The sequence below is a fragment of the Streptosporangium album genome (assembly GCF_014203795.1).
Classification (GTDB): Bacteria; Actinomycetota; Actinomycetes; order Streptosporangiales; family Streptosporangiaceae; genus Streptosporangium; species Streptosporangium album.
In genome coordinates, this window is record NZ_JACHJU010000001.1 from 4396407 (window position 1) to 4412818 (window position 16412).

A 16412-nucleotide genomic window follows, 5' to 3' on the forward strand; every position below is an offset into this window, starting at 1 on the left:
TCCGATGAGCTCCGGCGAGCAGGACCTGGCCGGCCGGGACCCGGCCGGACTCGACGGCCGTGCGCCGGGCGACCCGGACGCGGTGAACGACGGCGCGGTGGCCGAGCGGCCCCCGGCGGCCGTGCGCGGCGGCCGGGGATTCTCGCCCGCCGCGCTCGTCCGGGCCTGCCGCCCCCGCCAGTGGCTGAAGAACGCCCTGGTCTTCGCGGCACCGGCGGCGGCCGGCGTGCTGGGGACGGCCCAGGGGCTGCTGGACGCCCTGATCGCCTTCGCGGCGTTCTGCGTGGCCGCGAGCGGCACCTACCTGCTCAACGACGCGGCCGACGTCGAGGCCGACCGCCGGCATCCGCGCAAGCGTCACCGCCCGATCGCGGCCGGCCTGGTCCCGGTACGGCTCGCCTGGGTCGCCGGCGCCCTGCTCGTGACCCTGGCCCCCGTGGTCGCCGCGCTGTCCGGAAGCTGGCGGCTCCCGGCCGTCGTCGCCGGATACCTGGCGCTGACCTTCGCCTACACCTACTGGCTCAAGCACCAGGAGGTGGTGGACCTGGTCGCGGTCGCCGGTTGCCACGTGATCCGCGCCTACGCCGGAGCGGTCACCGTGGACGTGCCGGTGACGAGCTGGTTCCTCGTGGTGATCTCGCTCGGCTCGCTCCAGCTCGTGGTGGGCAAGCGGGAGGCCGAGCTGCGCGCCTCCGGAGGCAACTCCACACGGGCGATCCTGGCCGCCTACACCCCCGGTTACCTGGCCGGTGTCCGCGCCATGTCCTCCGGCGCCATGATCGTGACCTACTGCCTGTGGGCGCTCAACGACCACCCCGCGCCGTTCTACGGGCTCAGCATCGTCCCCTTCGTCCTCATCGTTCTGCGGCACAATCTCCTGGTGGACAGAGGTGTCGGCGAGGAGCCGGAGGAGCTCGCCCTGCGCGACCGGCATCTTCAGATGTTCATCGCCCTCCTGCTCGTCCTGCTCACCACCGGGATCTACGTGACATGACCTTCCTGACCGGCTGGGGCCGTACCGCACCGACCCCCGCGCGCCTGGCCCGCCCCCGCTCGCCCGAGGAGGTCGCCGAGCTGGTGCTGCGCGCCCCCGGCCGGGGCGTCGCCGCCCGAGGGCTCGGCCGCTCCTACGGCGACGCCGCGCAGAACTCCGGGGGACTGGTCCTCGACTGCACCGCGCTGACCTCGTGGTCGCTGGACGAGAGCACCGGCCTGGTGACCGCCGCCGCCGGGCTGAGCCTGCACGACCTCATGAGGGCCCTGGTGCCCCGAGGCTGGTTCGTCCCGGTCACCCCGGGCACCAGACACGTGACCGTCGGCGGGGCCGTGGCGGCCGACGTGCACGGTAAGAACCACCACGCCGACTCCTCCTTCGGCGCCCACCTGCGCTCCCTCACCCTGGTCACGGCCGACGGCGACAGCCGTACCCTCACGCCGGACAGTGAGCTGTTCTGGGCCACGGTCGGTGGCATGGGCCTCACCGGTGTGATCACCGAGGCCGTCTTCCGGTGCGTGCCGATCACGACCTCGCGCATTCGGGTGGACGTCGAGCGCACCCGCGACCTGGACCACACCATGGAGACGATGGCCGCCACCGACGACCGCTACCGCTACACGGTCGCCTGGATCGACCTGCTCGCCTCCGGCGGCCGGATGGGCCGCAGCGTGCTCACCCGGGGGGACCACGCCGGCCGCGACGAGCTGCCGCGCGGCGCCGACCCGCTGGCGTTCGCCCCCGCCTCCCGGCTGAAGGCCCCGTCCTGGGCGCCGAACGGCCTGCTCAACCCGGTGACCGTGCGGGCGTTCAACGAGGCCTGGTACCGCAGGGCCCGTCCCCGGACCGGACTCCTCCAGGGGATCGCGCCGTTCTTCCACCCGCTGGACTCGGTGGACGGCTGGAACCGGGTCTACGGCTCGGACGGCTTCGTCCAGTACCAGTTCGTGGTGCCCTTCGGAGAGGAGGCGACGCTGCGGCGGATCGTCTCCCGGCTGTCGGCCGAGGGCGTGGTCTCCTTCCTCACCGTGCTCAAGCGGTTCGGCCCCGGCACGCCGGGGATGCTGTCGTTCCCGGTCCCCGGCTGGACGCTCGCCCTGGACATCCCGGCGGGCCGGCGGGGGCTGGCCGCGCTGCTCCGGGAGTTCGACGGCTGGGTGGTCGAGGCGGGCGGCCGGGTCTACCTGGCCAAGGACTCGCGGATGCCGGCCGAGACGATGGCCGCGATGTACCCGAGGCTGGGCGAGTGGCGTAAGGTCCGCGACGAGGTGGACCCCGGCGGGGTGTTCCGCTCCGACCTGGCCAGAAGGCTGGGGCTGTGACCGTCCCGCCGGGCCGTCCCATGAGGTTCGGCCCCGTGGGGCCGGAGAGGATGTCCGTGTGAAGAACGCCCTGGGCTCGGTGGACACCGTGCTGCTGCTGGGCGGGCGCAGCGAGATCGGGCTGGCGATCGTCGAGCGGCTGGTCCGCGACGGCGCCCGCCGGATCGTGCTCGCGGTCCGTGACGCCGGTGACACGCCCCCGGTCATCGGGGCGGCCGAGGTGCACCTGCTGGAGTTCGACGCCTCGCGCCCGCAGACGCACGGCGAGGTGGTCGAGGCCGCCGTGAAGCTGGTCGGCGACCTGGACGTGGTGATCCCGGCCTTCGGCGTCCTGGGCAGCCAGGCGGCCTACGACGCCGACCCGGTGGCCGCCGCCGAGGCGGTCGCCGTCAACTACGGCGGGCACGTGTCCGCCGGGCTCTTCGCCGCCCGGCGGCTGCGCGAGCAGGGCCACGGCACGCTGGTGGTCCTCTCGTCGGTGGCGGGGGTGCGGGTGCGGCGGGCCAACTTCGTGTACGGCTCGGCCAAGGCGGGCCTGGACGGCTTCGCGCAGGGGCTGGGCGACGCGCTGCACGGTTCGGGCGCCCGGGTGATGGTGGTGCGGCCCGGCTTCGTGGTCGGCAGGATGACCGAGGGCATGTCGCCCGCGCCGATGTCCTCCACGCCCGGCCAGGTAGCCGACGCGGTGATCGCAGGGCTGCGCTCGGACGCCGAGGTCGTGTGGGTCCCCGGTCGGCTGCGGGCGGTCTTCGCGGTGATGCGGGTGCTGCCCCGCGCGATCTGGCGCAGGATGCCTCGCTGAAACACGTTCCTTTTAGTTGTGATCTTCCTTATGGACAGAAGGTTCTTTGGTAGAACGCGTTGCAGTTAACTGGGTGCCGTCATAGCGTGAACGCATGCGGACACGTGTCACGGACATGCTCGGAATCGAGTTTCCGATCTTCGCGTTCAGCCACTGCCGGGATGTCGTCGCCGCGGTCAGCCGCGCCGGCGGGATGGGCGTGCTCGGCGCCCTCTACTTCACCCCGGAGGAGCTCGAGATGGAGCTCAAGTGGATCGACGACCACGTCGACGGCAGGCCGTACGGCGTCGACGTGGTCATGCCCGCCTCCTACGCGGGAGCCGACCTGGGCGTCGACTCTCCGGAGGACCTGGTGGGGCGGCTCCAGGGGATGATCCCCGACGGTCATCGCGCGTTCGTCGACGACCTGCTGGCCTCGCACGGCGTGGCCGAGCTGTCGGGTTCCGACGCGGGGAGGGTCCTGCTCGGCTGGACCGACGCCACCGCCCGGCCGCAGGTCGAGGTGGCGCTACGGCACCCGATCGCGCTGCTGGCCAACGCCCTCGGGCCGCCGCCCGCCGACGTCGTCGACCTGGCGCACGCCAAGGGCGTGAAGGTGGCGGCGCTGGCCTCGACCCCCCGGCATGCGGTCAAGCAGGTCGAGGTGGGCGTGGACATCGTCGTCGCCCAGGGCACCGAGGCCGGTGGGCACACCGGTGAGATCTCCACGATGGTGCTCATCCCGCAGGTCGTGGACGCGGTGGACGTGCCCGTGCTGGCGGCGGGAGGCATCGGTGGCGGACGCCAGATGGCGGCGGGCATGGCCCTCGGCGCCGAGGGCGCGTGGACCGGGTCCATCTGGCTGACCGTCGAGGAGGCCGACACTCCGGAGATGGCCAGGCGGCGCATCCTGGAGGCCACCTCCCGCGACACCGTGCGCTCCCGCTCGTGGACCGGCAAGCCCGCGCGCCTGCTGAAGAACGAGTGGACCGACGCCTGGGAGGCCGCCGACTCGCCCGGCACTCTGCCGATGCCCCTGCAGTTCATGCTGGTCTCCGACGCGCTGCGCCGGATCGGGCGTTCCGACGCCGCCGAGCTGGCCACGTTCCCGGCGGGACAGATCATCGGGGCCATGAACCAGGTGAGGTCGGCCAGAGAGGTCGTCTTCGGGATGGTCGAGGAGTACATCGAGGCCGTCGAGCGTCTGGGCCGCCTGACCGGGGAGTAGGGCGGCGGTTCCCGGTCTCTGCTCGGTGTTCGTGCTGTGGTGAGTGCTCTGGCTTGCCGGTCTCTGTGGTGCGGTGGGTTTTTCGGTGTCCGTGCTGTGGGTGTTCCGGGGTGGGGTTTTCGTTGTTCGCGCTGCGGTGGGCAGGTGTTCCGGCCGGCCGTCGCAGTCACCGTCCGGTGTTTCAGGCCTCCGGCCGATCACTCCCGTCTCCATCCGGAGCCGAGCCGAGGTCCGGGGCGAATCCCGCCAGCGAGGCTTCGACCGCCGGGGCGATCTCGGCGGTGGTCGCGGTGCCCGAAGCCTCGATCACGGCCGCCCACAGGTGGATGGACTGCCGGGAGAACTCCTGCACCTCCAGCGAGTTCGCCGCCGCGACGGGGTCCTCGCTGACCTCGCCCTGGAGGAACAGGCCCAGGCCCAGGAAGGCGCCGTCCCATCCGGGCCCGGAGAAGAGCGCGCCCGCACCGCTGCCGGCCATCTCGACGGGAACCGTGTGGTCGAGCTCAAGGATGGTGGTGCCCTCGCCCTCGGGGGTCAGCCGCAGCTCGACCAGGCTGCTCTCGCTTCCGAAGGTCACCTTGAGCAGGCGGGGCGGCTCGCAGTGCAGGATCTCGCCGCCCGCGTTGCCCTCCAACTGGAACCTACCGCCGACCCGGAGATCGCCAGAAATCGGAAGAAACCATCGCTTCATGCGGTCCGGGTCGGTCAAGGCGTCCCAGACGTCCTCGATCGGCGCGTCGTAGCTCCGTCGCAGCAGAACGCTGATGTCCTCACCGTCGGCGGTCGAACGCTTGCCGACCTCGCGCTGGACGGCGTTGAGGCGGCTGATGATGTCGATCATGTGTCATCCCTGGTGTGGCTTGTTTTCCGTAGGTGACCCTGTTAACGGGATCTCCACCGCACGGAGGCAAATATGCCAGCCATGACTTATATAATTCAAGTCTGATGTTCGGATGCCCGTCCGCCCCGGGGCCGCCCCTGTCGGCGGCAGGCGCGGGATCAGCCGGAAGGTGGCGCCATTCGGCCACTCCCAGCCGCCATGGCAGATCATTGACGTAACGACTCAGCTGCCCCTCCAGTTCGGCGCGGCGGATCCCGACGTAGTACGGCTCGATGGGGATCTCCACCCTGGTGCCCGCCGCGGCCAGTCGCAGCGCTCTGCCTTTTGCCGTGAGGGCCGACGTCATATGTCGAGAGGCTGGGAGAGCTCTATTCCGGACGATGGACCTCATCGGGACGCAGTCTGGGTTTTCTTCATGACTTTGGCTCTCCCTGAATGAACTTTCGGGTGCCGTCTAACGCACGTCGCGATGGGCGCCCACGAGCACCAGCAAGGAGAGCGGCAGCGCCACCAGCCACCAGGCGTGGATCGCGTCCCACTGCGGACTGCCGGGCTCCGGCCAGGCCGCGTCCCCGAAGACCTGCGTCCCGGCGTAGAGGGCGAGCTGAAGGGCCGCTCCGGCGAGTGCGGCCTGCCTGCCCGAGTGCCGCCGTACGGCGAGGGCCGCCAGGGCCACCGCCCGGGTGCGCAGCGCCGCGCGCCCGGGCAGCGCGGCCAGCGTCTCGGGCAGAGCATGCCGGCGGTCACGGCCGGCGGCCAGGTTCGCAGTGATCATCACGGCTGCCCCGACGAGCGTCGACGCGGTGACCGCGTCGATCGTCACCATCGTCAGGTCGGGCAACCAGGCCGCGCCCTGGACGGACTCCATGACCAGCGCCGCCAGCGCCGCACCCCACAGGATCGGGCTGCGCAGCAGCCGCCAGGCCTCGAAGCACACCAGCGACGGGTTCACGCGGCCACCTCCGCGGACTCGCCGAGCAGCAGCAGGTAGCCGTCCTCGACGCCGGGGTCGGCCGGGACGCCGCCCTGAGGCCGGGCCCCGAGCGTGCGGTAGCGGCCGTCGGCGGTCCGCCAGAACAGGTGTGAGGCCGTGGGCGGCTGGTCCGACAGCCACACCTGCCCGGCGGCGGTCGCCGCCAGGTCGCGCGGGGTTCCCTCGAACACGTCGCGGCCGCCCTTCATCACGACCACCCGCTCGCACAGGGCGGCGACGTCCTCGGTCTGGTGGGTGGACAGCAGCACGGTACGGCTCTCGCCGAGCCGGGAGACCAGCGCCCGGAACCGCATCCGCTGCTCGGGATCCAGGCCCACCGTGGGCTCATCCAGGATGAGCAGGTCGGGCTCGCCGAGCAGCGCCTGGGCCAGGGCGAGCCGCTGCCGCATGCCGCCGGACAGTTTGCGCACCTTCGTCTTCGCGCGGTCGGCCAAGTCCACTTCCGTAAGGACCCGGCGCACCTCGCGGTGGCGCTCGCGCCGGTCGGTCAGCTCCTTGAGGATCGCGACGTACTCCACCAGCTCGAAGACGGTGAAGTGCGGGTAGAAGCCGGGGTCCTGGGGGAGGTAGCCGAGGCGGCGGCGCAGGTCGGTGCGCTGGAGCCGGTCGGCGGGATCCAGCCCGAGGGCGCGCACCTCGCCGCCGTCGGGGGCCAGCGTGGTCGCCAGGCTCCGCAGCAGGGTGGTCTTGCCCGCGCCGTTGGGGCCCAGCAGCCCGGTCACGCCGCGGCCGAACTCCAGGGTGAGACCGTCGAGCACGGCCCTGCGGCCGAATCTCTTGGTCAGATCACGCACGCTCACGGTCGGGTTCATCGGGGCTCTCCGGGGTCGAGGCGGGCACGCCGCAGGTAGACGAGGGGGACCAGGATCAGGGCGGCCATGCCGTACAGGGCCTGTGCACCGGGTGAGAAGAGCAGCAGCTCATCACCGGCGAGTCCGCTCCCGGCCGTCACCGCGCCAAACCAGGCGGCGGCGAGTGCCGCCGCCGAGGCGGGCGGGGAGATGCGGGTCGAGAGGGCGAGGGTTGCGACGGCGAGCGCGAGGGCCGGCAGCAGCCAGGCCCCGGCGAGCCCCGGCGGGCCGGGCAGCAGCGGCGCGGCGAGCCCCGTCAGGACGATGGCAGTCACCAGTACCGCGAGAGCGCGCAGCAGCAGCGACCGGGAGCCTGCCATGGGGGTGGCGGCCTGCAGCTCGTGCACCGGGTCGACGTGCCGCCCGTAGGCCAGGGCGATGCCGGCCAGCGGCAGCACGGGCGCGACCACCAGGAAGGTCACCAGCGCGTGCAGCGACCTCACGGGGTCATGCGCGGCGAGGTGGGCCGCGGCCACGGCGAAGGCCAGCACCGCCGCGACGGCCACCAGCCAGCCTCGGGCCAGGGCAGGGGTGGCCGCCAGGAACGTGGCCATGTGCTCGGGAACCCCGGCCCGGCGCAAGATCCGCGCAACCGGTCGCGGGCGGGGCCGGTCCACCAGGTCCTCGATCCCCTCCCAGCTCGCCGCCAGCCAGCCCTCCTCGTACGGCACCGCCGCACGGCAGCGCTCACACCGGGCGAGGTGGCTCTCCACGGACATGACCTGGACCGGGTCCAGATGGCCGGCCAGGTAGCGCTCGATCAGCTCTTCGGGCAGGTGCCATGACGCCTTCATGCGAGATACCCCCTGAGCTGGGCCTTGGCCCGCATGACGCGGGTCTTCACGGTCCCCTCGGGAACGCCGAGGAGATGGGAGGCCTCCCGCGTCGTGAGGCCGTCGAGCACGGTCGCCTGAATAGCGGCGCGCAGGTCCGGCGAGAGCCTGGCCAGCGCGGTGCCCAGGTCGCCGTGCTCCACGCCGACCAGGACGGCGTCCTCGGCCGACTCGGTGATCAGGTATGCGGAGGTCTGGCGTGCACCTGATCGGTGGCCCCCCGCTGCGTGCACGTCGTCGAGCGCGACGACGGGTGGGGCGGCGCCGATCCGGCGCAGCGCGGAAATCAGCCTGCGGATCGCGATCGTCCAGATCCACGCCGCAGCCTCGCCCTCTGGCGAACGGTAGCGGTGTGCGTCGCGCCATACGGCGACGAAGGTGTCCTGGATCGCGTCGTCCACCAGGTCCGCGTCGGCGCACCGGCGGGCCAGCCGTACCCGCAGCCAGGGCGCGTGCCGCTGGTGCAGGAGCTTCAGCGCCTCCACCCGCTCGGCGGCAACGGCCGCGAGAAGCTCGGCATCGTTACTGTGGGGACCGACCGGGGGTGGTTCGCGGCGGCGTGTGAGGAATAGGCGCACATTCCGATCTATCGCAAGATCTGCTGTGTCCGGTTCCGTGATGGCAGAAATATCTCGACTTCGGGAGTTACCCGCCACCGGTCGCGATCGGCCTCCAGGTCTGGCTGCGCCACCGTCACCACCCCGAGCTGCTGCGCGCCGCCCGGGACATGCTGCCCGACCCGGAGAACTCGATCACCTCGATCGCCAAGCTGCTCGGCGTCTCGGCGGGGACGTTGTACAACCACATTCCCGACCTGCGCGAGCTGCGCACCAGCCAAGAGCCGGCCGCTTCCAGCGCGTTGGCAACGCTAGGGCCTGTGGAGTTTCTGCGTGACCATCAGGCGGATCACTCCCTTCTCCTGCTCATCTGCCTGCCAGACGAACCAGTCCTCGCCCACCGGAGTGTTCTGCTTGGTGGGGTACATCACGTAGAGCATGTCCGGATCGCGCGGCTTGTCGGGAGCGGGCTCGGTGACCAGGTAGGCGACCTTGAGGCCGCGCTTGCCGATCTCCGGCAGGACCTCTCCCACGGTCTTGCCCTCTACCTGGTACCCGCCCAGCGACGTCGCCTTCACCCAGGGCGAAGGCGACGGCGCCAGGTAGTGCGGCCGGTCGTCGGGGACCAGCTCGCAGGGCGCCACCGGGTCCCGCATGAGGATCGTGCTGGTGCCGTTCCACCCGTTGATGGGATCGACCTCCAGGGTCCAGACGAAGGTCTGGCCGGACTTGAACAGCTTGGTGTTGATCTGCATCTGCCAGGCGCCGGGGTCGCCGGGGACGTTCCTGGGCGTGTGGTAAAGGTCGCCGGGGATGTCCGTCACGATGGCGCCGCGCGGCTCCTTGCATTTCTGGCCCGCCGGGACGTAGTCCACGATGGCGGGTACGTTGAGGCTCTGGAGCTGCCTGGTCAGTCCCTTCACATCCGGGAATTCGTCGGGTGGGGTGTCGCGTACGGTGACGTACACGATGCCGTCGGAGTCCTTGGTGACGGCGTAGGCCGGAGCGGCCCCGCCCATGGACGAGACCGTGACCACGCTCGCCACGGCGGCGACCGCAGCCCCTGCCGCCACGGCCAGGACGATCCGGCGGCGTGGCCGTCTGGCCTGCTCGGCCGCCGCCCGCGCCGCCACGTGCTCCTTCAGCTCGGCCAGCCGGCGCTCTTCGAAACCGGCGAGAGATCCGTTCATGACGATCCTTCCAAGATGGTCTCCGGGCGGTTGCCGGACTCGGCTACGAGCCGGCGGTGCGCGCGATGCAGCCGCACCCGGGCGGTGCCGACGCGGATGCGCAGGGCCGTGGCGGCGTCGGCGACTGACAGGCCGTCGATGTCCACCAGTTCGGCCACGGCCCTCAGGCTCTTGGGTAGCTGCGCGATGGCCGACAGCAGCGGGCGGGCGGCCCGTTCGGCGTCGATGCGCTCCTCCAGGCGGGCGATGTCGTCGGCGTCCAGCGTGCGGCGCCCCGCCGCCCTGCCGCTCTTGTGCAGTTCCTTGGCCGCTCTACGCAGCTCGGACGCCATGACGTTGCGCGCGATGCCGAACAGCCACGCCATCTCGCTGCCCCGGTCGGTCCTGTACGTGTCCCCTGTGTCGATGGCGGCCAGGAAGACCTCGGTGGTGAGGTCGTCCACCGTGTGCGGATCGGTCACCCGACGGGCCACGAAGCGGCTCACGCGTTCGGCGTGTCTTCGGTAGAAGACCTCGAACGCCTCGGGATCTCGCATCGTCTGCCGGAGATCCTCCGATGGAATGTCTGCCATCCACTGCGCCTTCCGCTAGCTCGGGGCTTTCCCCTTCTTGGCGAGCAGAGGTGCAGGACATTACATCCCGGTCAGATTTGTTCAAGACGGGCAGGACACGGACGTATACGGTGACGCGGACGTCATCGACTATCTGATCGGCTCGGTAACGGAACGTTCTACTCCGATCTGGGCCCGCTGAACGCCTTCGACTCGTCGTGCACCTGTCCTACGTCACGGCGGCCGGCCCTGAAGTGGTGGGAGAGCGAGGCTTCAGCGGCGGCGACCGGCCCTGAACGGCCCCGGCGCGGATTGCTTCAGCGTCAGCGGGATCGCTGGGCGGCCCGGAAGCAGGAAACTACGGTCCGCCTGCCGTACGGCGAGACGGAGTGGCGCGGAGGTGGGTGGGTGTTCCGGCCGGCTTATAAAAAAGCGCGACCACCGCGCCCGCCAGGCCGGAGGCCTGAAACACCGGACGGTGACTGCGACGGCCGGCCGGAACACCCACCCACCGCAGCGCGAACACCGAAACCCCGGAACACCCGCAGCGCACAGCGAAAACCCGCAGGTGGGCGCCGACGGGTCACCTGCCCCGGTAGACGGCCGGGCGCTTCTCCCGGAACGCCCGGGAGCCCTCCTTGGCGTCCTCGGAGCCGATCACCGGCCACCCGATGCCGTCGGAGACCTTCAAGGCCTCGGCCTCGGGCAGGCCCAAGGTCTCGCGGTAGGCGCGCAGGATGGCCTGAACGGCGAGCGGGCCGCACTCGGCGACCTGCCCGGCGATCTCCAGGGCGGTCGCCAGGGCCCGGCCGTCCGGGACGACCCGGTTGACCAGGCCCATGCTCAGTGCCTCCCGGGCGGTGACGGCCCGGCCGGTCAGCAGGAGGTCCATGGCCAGGGCGTACGGGATCTGGCGCGGGAGCCGTATCGCCGAGCCGCCCATCGGGAACAGCGCGCGGCGGGCCTCGAACAGGCCGAGGGTGGCCGACTCGGCGACCACGCGCAGATCGGTGCCGACGAGCAGCTCGGTGCCCCCGGCCACGGCATATCCCTCCACCGCGCAGACGATGGGCTTGGCGGGCAGCGCGGCGGAGTCACGGAGCAGGCCCTTCCAGTGGTAGTCGGGGATCTCCGCGGCGCGCTTCTGGACTCGGGGGTCGCTCGACGGGGTGCCCATGGCCTTCAGGTCGGCCCCCGCGCAGAAGGTCCCGCCCGCGCCGGTGAGCACCGCGACGCGGACCTCGGGTTCGTCGGAGATGTAGGCCCAGGCGTCGGCCAGGCCGACCAGCATGTCCGAGGAGAGCGCGTTCCTCGCCTCGGGCCGGTCCATGGTGACGACGACGACGTGACCGTCGCGTTCGACGCGGCAGTGTGGCGTGCTGATGGGCAGGAGTTCCATGGACGACCTCCGCTGGTTCGGGGGTTCGGCGACAGGAGCGTATTTAAGATCAAGCGCTTGTTCGGTGTGTCTCGGGCGGGTTAGTCTGCCCCTGCGTACGAGAACAGATTCTTGTTCCATCTTCCCCGCACTGCCAGAGCTTTCCCGCAATTTCGAGAACGTGATTCACTTTGGTGGTCCGGGGACCTTTCGACGAGAGAGGACGACCGATGGGCACGCTCGGCTTCTGGAGGCTGGCGCAGGCGGATCCGGACTGGATCGCCGCGGTGGATCCGGACGGGACCGAACACCGCGCCGGTGACCTGCTCGCCCGGGCCAATCAGCTCGTCCACGGCCTGCGGGAGCTGGGCCTGGCGCCCGGTGACGGATTCTGCGGCCTGGTCCCGAACGGCTCCGACGGGCTGGTGCTCTATCTGGCCGCGCTGCAGGCCGGGTGGTACTACACGCCCGTCAACTGGCATCTCACCGGCCCCGAGATCGGCTACATCGTCGCCGACAGCGAGGCCCGGGCCTTCTTCATCGACGAGCGCTACGCGCGGGAGGGCCTGCGCGGAGTCACGGAGTCGGGCATCGCTCCGGACCGCGTCTTCGCGTTCGGGCAGGTGGAAGGGGTGCGCCCGGTCTCCGATCTGACCGCGGAACAGCCCGCCGGCACCCCCGCGGACCGTACGGCGGGCGCCGCCATGCACTACACCTCCGGCACCACGGGCAGGCCCAAAGGGGTGCGCCGACCGCTCAGCGGCCTCGACCCGGACGACGCGGCCGAGATGATGACGTTCCTGCTCAGCCTGTTCGGCATGACCCCGGGCATGGAGAACACCCACCTGGTCACCTCGCCGAACTACCACACGGCGGTCACCCAGTTCGGCGGTACGGCCCTGCACATGGGCCACACGCTCGTCTACATGGACAGGTGGGACGCCGAGGAGACGCTCCGGCTCTGCGAGAGGTATCGGGTCACCAACTCGCACATGGTCCCCACCCACTTCAAGCGGCTGCTCGCGCTCCCCGACGAGGTGCGGAGCCGCTACGACCTGTCCTCGCTCCGGTGGATGATCCACGCCGCGGCGCCATGCCCGGTCCCCGTCAAGTGGGCGATGTTCGAGTGGTGGGGCGACTGCATTTACGAGTACTACGCCGCGACCGAGGGCGGCGGCACCGTCGCCACCCCCGAGGGCTGGAAGAAGCACCCCGGTACGGTCGGCACCGCCTGGCCGATCAGCGAGCTGCTCATCGTGGACGAGAACATGGAACCGGTCCCGACTGGCACCCCGGGCACGATCTACATGAAGATGGCGGGCCTCCGCTTCGAATACAAGGGCGACCGGGCCAAGACCGAGGCGGGCCGCCTGAAGGACCACTTCACCGTCGGCGACATCGGCTACCTCGACGAGGACGGTTTCCTGTTCCTCTGCGACCGCAAGGCCGACATGATCATCTCAGGCGGGACCAACATCTACCCCGCCGAGATCGAGAACGAGCTGATGGTCCATCCGAAGATCGCCGACGTCGCGGTGTTCGGCGTCCCCGACGAGGAGTGGGGCGAGCAGATCAAGGCCGTGGTCGAGCCGGCGCCCGGTATCGCCCCCTCGCCGGAGCTGGCCGCCGAGCTCCTCGAATCGCTCCGGGGCCGTCTGTCGACGATGAAGTGGCCCAAGTCGATCGACTTCATCGAGGAGATGCCACGCGAGCCGAACGGCAAGCTCCTCAAACGCAGGCTGCGCGACCCGTACTGGGAGGGACGAGACCGTGCGATCTGACAACGGCACCGCCGTACACCGGCATCCGGTGGGAGAGAGGCGGCACGGATGACCCTGGAAGCACGGCACGTGCTGGAGTTCCCCGGCGGCTACACCCGCACGACCGGTCCGGTGATCGGCCGGTTCCTCACCGAACTGCGGGACGGGCGCGTCGTCGGGGTCCGCACGGCGGCCGGCCGGACGCTGGTGCCTCCGCTGGAGTACGACCCCGACACCGGTGACGCCGTCACCGGGGACTTCGTCGAGGTCGGCCCGGTGGGGACGGTCGAGAGCTGGTCGTGGGTGCACACCCCACGACGGAGCCACCCGCTGGACCGGCCGTTCGCCTGGGCTCTGATCCGGCTGGACGGAGCCGACACCTCGCTCGTCCACGCGGTGGACGCCGGCGACGTCCGGGCCATGCGGCCCGGCCTGCGCGTCCGCCCCCGCTGGCGGGCCGAGCGCACCGGGCACATCACCGACATCGAGAGCTTCGTCCCCGAGGTCACGAAGATCGTGTCCCCGGTCCGCGTCGAGTATGTCGTCAAGCCCGGCCTCGCGCTCACCCGCTTCCTGAAGGGGATCGGGGAGGGCGTCTTCGTCGGCTCCCGGTGTGGCTCCTGTCACAAGGTCTACGTGCCCTACCGGCTCTCCTGCCCCGAGTGCGGCATCGCGGTCACCGAGGAGGTCGAGCTGCCGGACACCGGCACGGTCACCACCTTCGCGATCAACAACCTGCCCGACCCGCGCGCCCCCGAGGTGCCGTTCGTGTCGGCCTACATCCTGCTCGACGGCTCCGACGTCCCCATGATCGCCCTGGTCGGCGGAGTCCCGGCCCACGAGGTGCGGCAGGGCATGCGGGTGCGGGCCGTGTGGATCCCCCGGGAGGAGTGGACGCCGTCCATGGAGAACATCAGGTGGTTCGCCCCCACCGGCGAGCCGGACGTGGAGCTGTAGATGCGTGAGGTAGCGGTCGTCGCGTTCGCCCAGACACGGCACAGCGCGACCGACGAGGGGCGATGCGACCCCGAGCTGATCCTGCCCCCGCTGGAGGAGGTCAGGGAGAAGACGGGGCTGCGGACGTTCGGCTTCACCTGCTCGGGGTCGTGCGACTATCTGGCGGGCGCGCCGTTCTCCTTCGTCTCGGCGCTCGACGCGCTCGGCGCGTGGCCCCCGATCTCCGAGAGCCACGTGGAGATGGACGCCGCGTGGGCGCTGTACGAGGCCTGGGTCAGGCTCCAGCACGGCGACGTCGACTCGGCGCTGGTCTACGGCTTCGGCAAGTCGTCCCCGGGTGACCTCCGGGAGATCATGACGCTCCAGCTCGACCCCTACTACCTGGCCCCGCTCGGCCTCGACCAGGTCTCCTCCGCCGCGCTCCAGGCCTCGGCCGCGGGGGCGGACCGGGCCGAGCTGGACGAGATCGTACGGCGGAGCCGCGCCGCCGGCCGGGCCAACCCCTACGCCCTCGACCTGCCCGATCCCCAAGGGGACGCCTACGAGGTCGAGCCGCTGCGGCCGTACGACATCGCCCCGATCACCGACGGCGCCGCCGCGGTGGTGCTCGCGGCAGGGGACCTCGCCAGGGAGCTGTGTGAGAACCCTGCCTGGATAACGGGCATCGCCCACCGCATAGAACCCCATTACCTGGGCATGAGAGATCTCGCCCGGTCGACCTCCGCAGCCGAAGCCGCACGAGCGGCGGGGGTCGACAAGGGTCATGTCGACGTGGCCGAGCTCCACGCCCAGTTCAGCCATGAGGAGCTCATCCTCCGCCGGGCGCTCGAACTCCCCGGGAACACGGCCGTCAACCCGAGCGGGGGCCCGCTCGCGGCGAATCCGGTCATGGCCACCGGCCTCATCAGGATCGGCGAGGCCGCCCGGCGCATCCTGGACGGCGCCGCGAGCCGTACCCTCGGGCACGCCTCCAGCGGCCCCTGCCTGCAGCACAACCTCGTCACCGTGATGGAGGCCTGATGGGTAACCCGTGTGCGGTCGTCGGGGTCGGCCAGACGCACTACACGACCAGGCGGCGGGACGTCTCCATAGCCGGGCTGGTCCGTGAGGCGGCGCTGCGCGCGCTTCAGGACGCGGACCTGACCTGGAAGGACATCGACGCCGTCGTCATCGGCAAGGCGCCCGACCTGTTCGAGGGCGTGATGATGCCGGAGGCCTATCTGGCGGACGCGCTCGGTGCCGCGGGCAAGCCGATGATGCGCGTGCACACGGCCGGTTCGGTCGGCGGCTCCACCGCGCTGGTCGGCGCCTCGCTGATCCAGGGGGGCGTGCACGACCGGGTGCTCGTCGTGGCCTTCGAGAAGCAGTCGGAGTCCAACGCGACCTGGGCCCTGTCCACGCACCTGCCGTTCAGCGCCTCGCTGGTGGTCGGCGCGGGTGGTTACTTCGCCCCGCACATCCGCGAGTACATGCGCCGCTCCGGCGCTCCCGCGCACATCGGCCACCTGGTGGCGGTCAAGGACCGGCGCAACGCCCTGAAGAACCCCTACGCCCACCTCCGGATCCCCGGGATCGACCAGAAGATGGTCGAGTCGACCCCGATGCTCTGGGAGCCCATCCGCTACCTCGACACCTGCCCGTCCTCGGACGGCGCGTGCGCGATGGTCCTGTCCGCCGGGGACAAGGTCACCGGCACCACCCCCGCCTGGGTCCTGGGTACGGCGATGCGCTCCGAGCCGATCTTCAGGGCCGGGCGGGACACCGTGAACCCGCAGGGCGGCAAGGACTGCGCGGCCGACGTCTACCGGCAGGCGGGGATCACCGATCCGCGCCGGGAGATCGACGTGGCGGAGGTGTACGTGCCCTTCTCCTGGTATGAGCCGATGTGGCTGGAGAATCTGGGTTTCGCCGCCGAAGGGGAGGGGTGGAAGCTCACCGAGTCCGGGGCCACGGCGCTGGACGGCGACATCCCGTGGAACGCCTCGGGCGGGGTGCTGTCGAGCAACCCGATCGGCGCGTCCGGACTGATCCGGTTCGCCGAGGCGGCGCTCCAGGTCAGGGGGATGGCGGGGGAGCACCAGGTCGACGGCGCCCGGCGGGCCCTGGGGCACGCGTACGGCGGAGGCGCCCAGTTCTTCGCGATGTGGATGGTCGGCAGCGACAGACCCTGATCCC

Annotated in this window: 16 protein-coding genes; 8 read left to right on the forward strand and 8 right to left on the reverse strand. The window is 71.1% G+C overall.

Translation table 11 applies throughout. The annotated features are described in order from the left end of the window. The first annotated feature begins 4 nt into the window (after positions 1–4). From FHR32_RS21045 to FHR32_RS21060, 4 genes are all read left to right on the forward strand, one after another. Positions 5–994: a decaprenyl-phosphate phosphoribosyltransferase gene (locus FHR32_RS21045; RefSeq protein ID WP_184755863.1), complete on the forward strand. Its 990-nt coding sequence runs from the start codon at positions 5–7 to the stop codon at positions 992–994. After that, positions 991–2316 carry a decaprenylphosphoryl-beta-D-ribose oxidase gene (gene dprE1 / locus FHR32_RS21050; protein WP_184755864.1) on the forward strand — a complete coding sequence of 442 codons (1326 nt, stop codon included), beginning with the start codon at positions 991–993 and terminating at the stop codon, positions 2314–2316. Before FHR32_RS21045 ends, dprE1 begins: the two co-directional genes overlap by 4 nt. A gap of 58 nt (positions 2317–2374) precedes the next feature. Next, positions 2375–3118: a decaprenylphospho-beta-D-erythro-pentofuranosid-2-ulose 2-reductase gene (dprE2, locus tag FHR32_RS21055; RefSeq protein ID WP_184755865.1), complete on the forward strand. Its 744-nt coding sequence runs from the start codon at positions 2375–2377 to the stop codon at positions 3116–3118. A gap of 94 nt (positions 3119–3212) precedes the next feature. After that, on the forward strand, positions 3213–4325 hold the full coding sequence (locus FHR32_RS21060) for an NAD(P)H-dependent flavin oxidoreductase (RefSeq protein ID WP_184755866.1): 1113 nt from the start codon (positions 3213–3215) through the stop codon (positions 4323–4325). 181 nt (positions 4326–4506) lie between these two features. Here FHR32_RS21060 and FHR32_RS21065 read toward each other — a convergent pair whose 3' ends face one another. From FHR32_RS21065 to FHR32_RS21100, 8 genes are all read right to left on the reverse strand, one after another. Continuing rightward, positions 4507–5166, reverse strand: a complete 660-nt coding sequence (locus FHR32_RS21065) for an SRPBCC family protein (protein ID WP_184755867.1) — start codon at positions 5164–5166, stop codon at positions 4507–4509. Between the two features lie 454 nt (positions 5167–5620). Beyond that, positions 5621–6118: a hypothetical protein gene (locus FHR32_RS21070; RefSeq protein WP_184755868.1), complete on the reverse strand. Its 498-nt coding sequence runs from the start codon at positions 6116–6118 to the stop codon at positions 5621–5623. Continuing rightward, a complete protein-coding gene (locus FHR32_RS21075; protein WP_184755869.1) occupies positions 6115–6972 on the reverse strand; it encodes an ATP-binding cassette domain-containing protein in 858 nt (285 codons plus the stop codon). Before FHR32_RS21075 ends, FHR32_RS21070 begins: the two co-directional genes overlap by 4 nt. Then, entirely contained in the window at positions 6969–7805 is an 837-nt protein-coding gene (locus FHR32_RS21080; RefSeq protein WP_184755870.1) for a zf-HC2 domain-containing protein, read from the reverse strand. Before FHR32_RS21080 ends, FHR32_RS21075 begins: the two co-directional genes overlap by 4 nt. Further along, entirely contained in the window at positions 7802–8422 is a 621-nt protein-coding gene (locus FHR32_RS21085) for an RNA polymerase sigma factor (RefSeq protein WP_184755871.1), read from the reverse strand. The genes FHR32_RS21080 and FHR32_RS21085 overlap by 4 nt, the downstream gene beginning before the upstream one ends. Positions 8423–8712: 290 nt before the next feature. Further along, on the reverse strand, positions 8713–9591 hold the full coding sequence (locus FHR32_RS21090) for a hypothetical protein (protein WP_184755872.1): 879 nt from the start codon (positions 9589–9591) through the stop codon (positions 8713–8715). Next, positions 9588–10163, reverse strand: coding sequence for an RNA polymerase sigma factor (locus FHR32_RS21095; protein WP_184755873.1), 576 nt, complete (start codon positions 10161–10163; stop codon positions 9588–9590). Before FHR32_RS21095 ends, FHR32_RS21090 begins: the two co-directional genes overlap by 4 nt. 562 nt (positions 10164–10725) lie before the next feature. Then, positions 10726–11541 (reverse strand): crotonase/enoyl-CoA hydratase family protein, encoded by an 816-nt coding sequence (locus tag FHR32_RS21100; protein WP_184755874.1) that lies wholly within the window; start codon positions 11539–11541, stop codon positions 10726–10728. A gap of 209 nt (positions 11542–11750) precedes the next feature. Between FHR32_RS21100 and FHR32_RS21105 the strand changes: the two genes are divergently transcribed. The 4 genes from FHR32_RS21105 to FHR32_RS21120 are packed head-to-tail and all read left to right on the forward strand — an operon-like array spanning position 11751 to position 16408. Then, positions 11751–13301 carry an acyl-CoA synthetase gene (locus tag FHR32_RS21105; protein WP_184755875.1) on the forward strand — a complete coding sequence of 517 codons (1551 nt, stop codon included), beginning with the start codon at positions 11751–11753 and terminating at the stop codon, positions 13299–13301. Between the two features lie 48 nt (positions 13302–13349). After that, on the forward strand, positions 13350–14237 hold the full coding sequence (locus tag FHR32_RS21110; protein ID WP_184755876.1) for a Zn-ribbon domain-containing OB-fold protein: 888 nt from the start codon (positions 13350–13352) through the stop codon (positions 14235–14237). After that, positions 14238–15257, forward strand: a complete 1020-nt coding sequence (locus tag FHR32_RS21115; RefSeq protein ID WP_184755877.1) for a thiolase family protein — start codon at positions 14238–14240, stop codon at positions 15255–15257. Further along, on the forward strand, positions 15257–16408 hold the full coding sequence (locus FHR32_RS21120; RefSeq protein ID WP_184755878.1) for a thiolase family protein: 1152 nt from the start codon (positions 15257–15259) through the stop codon (positions 16406–16408). The genes FHR32_RS21115 and FHR32_RS21120 overlap by 1 nt, the downstream gene beginning before the upstream one ends. Positions 16409–16412 lie beyond the last annotated feature (4 nt).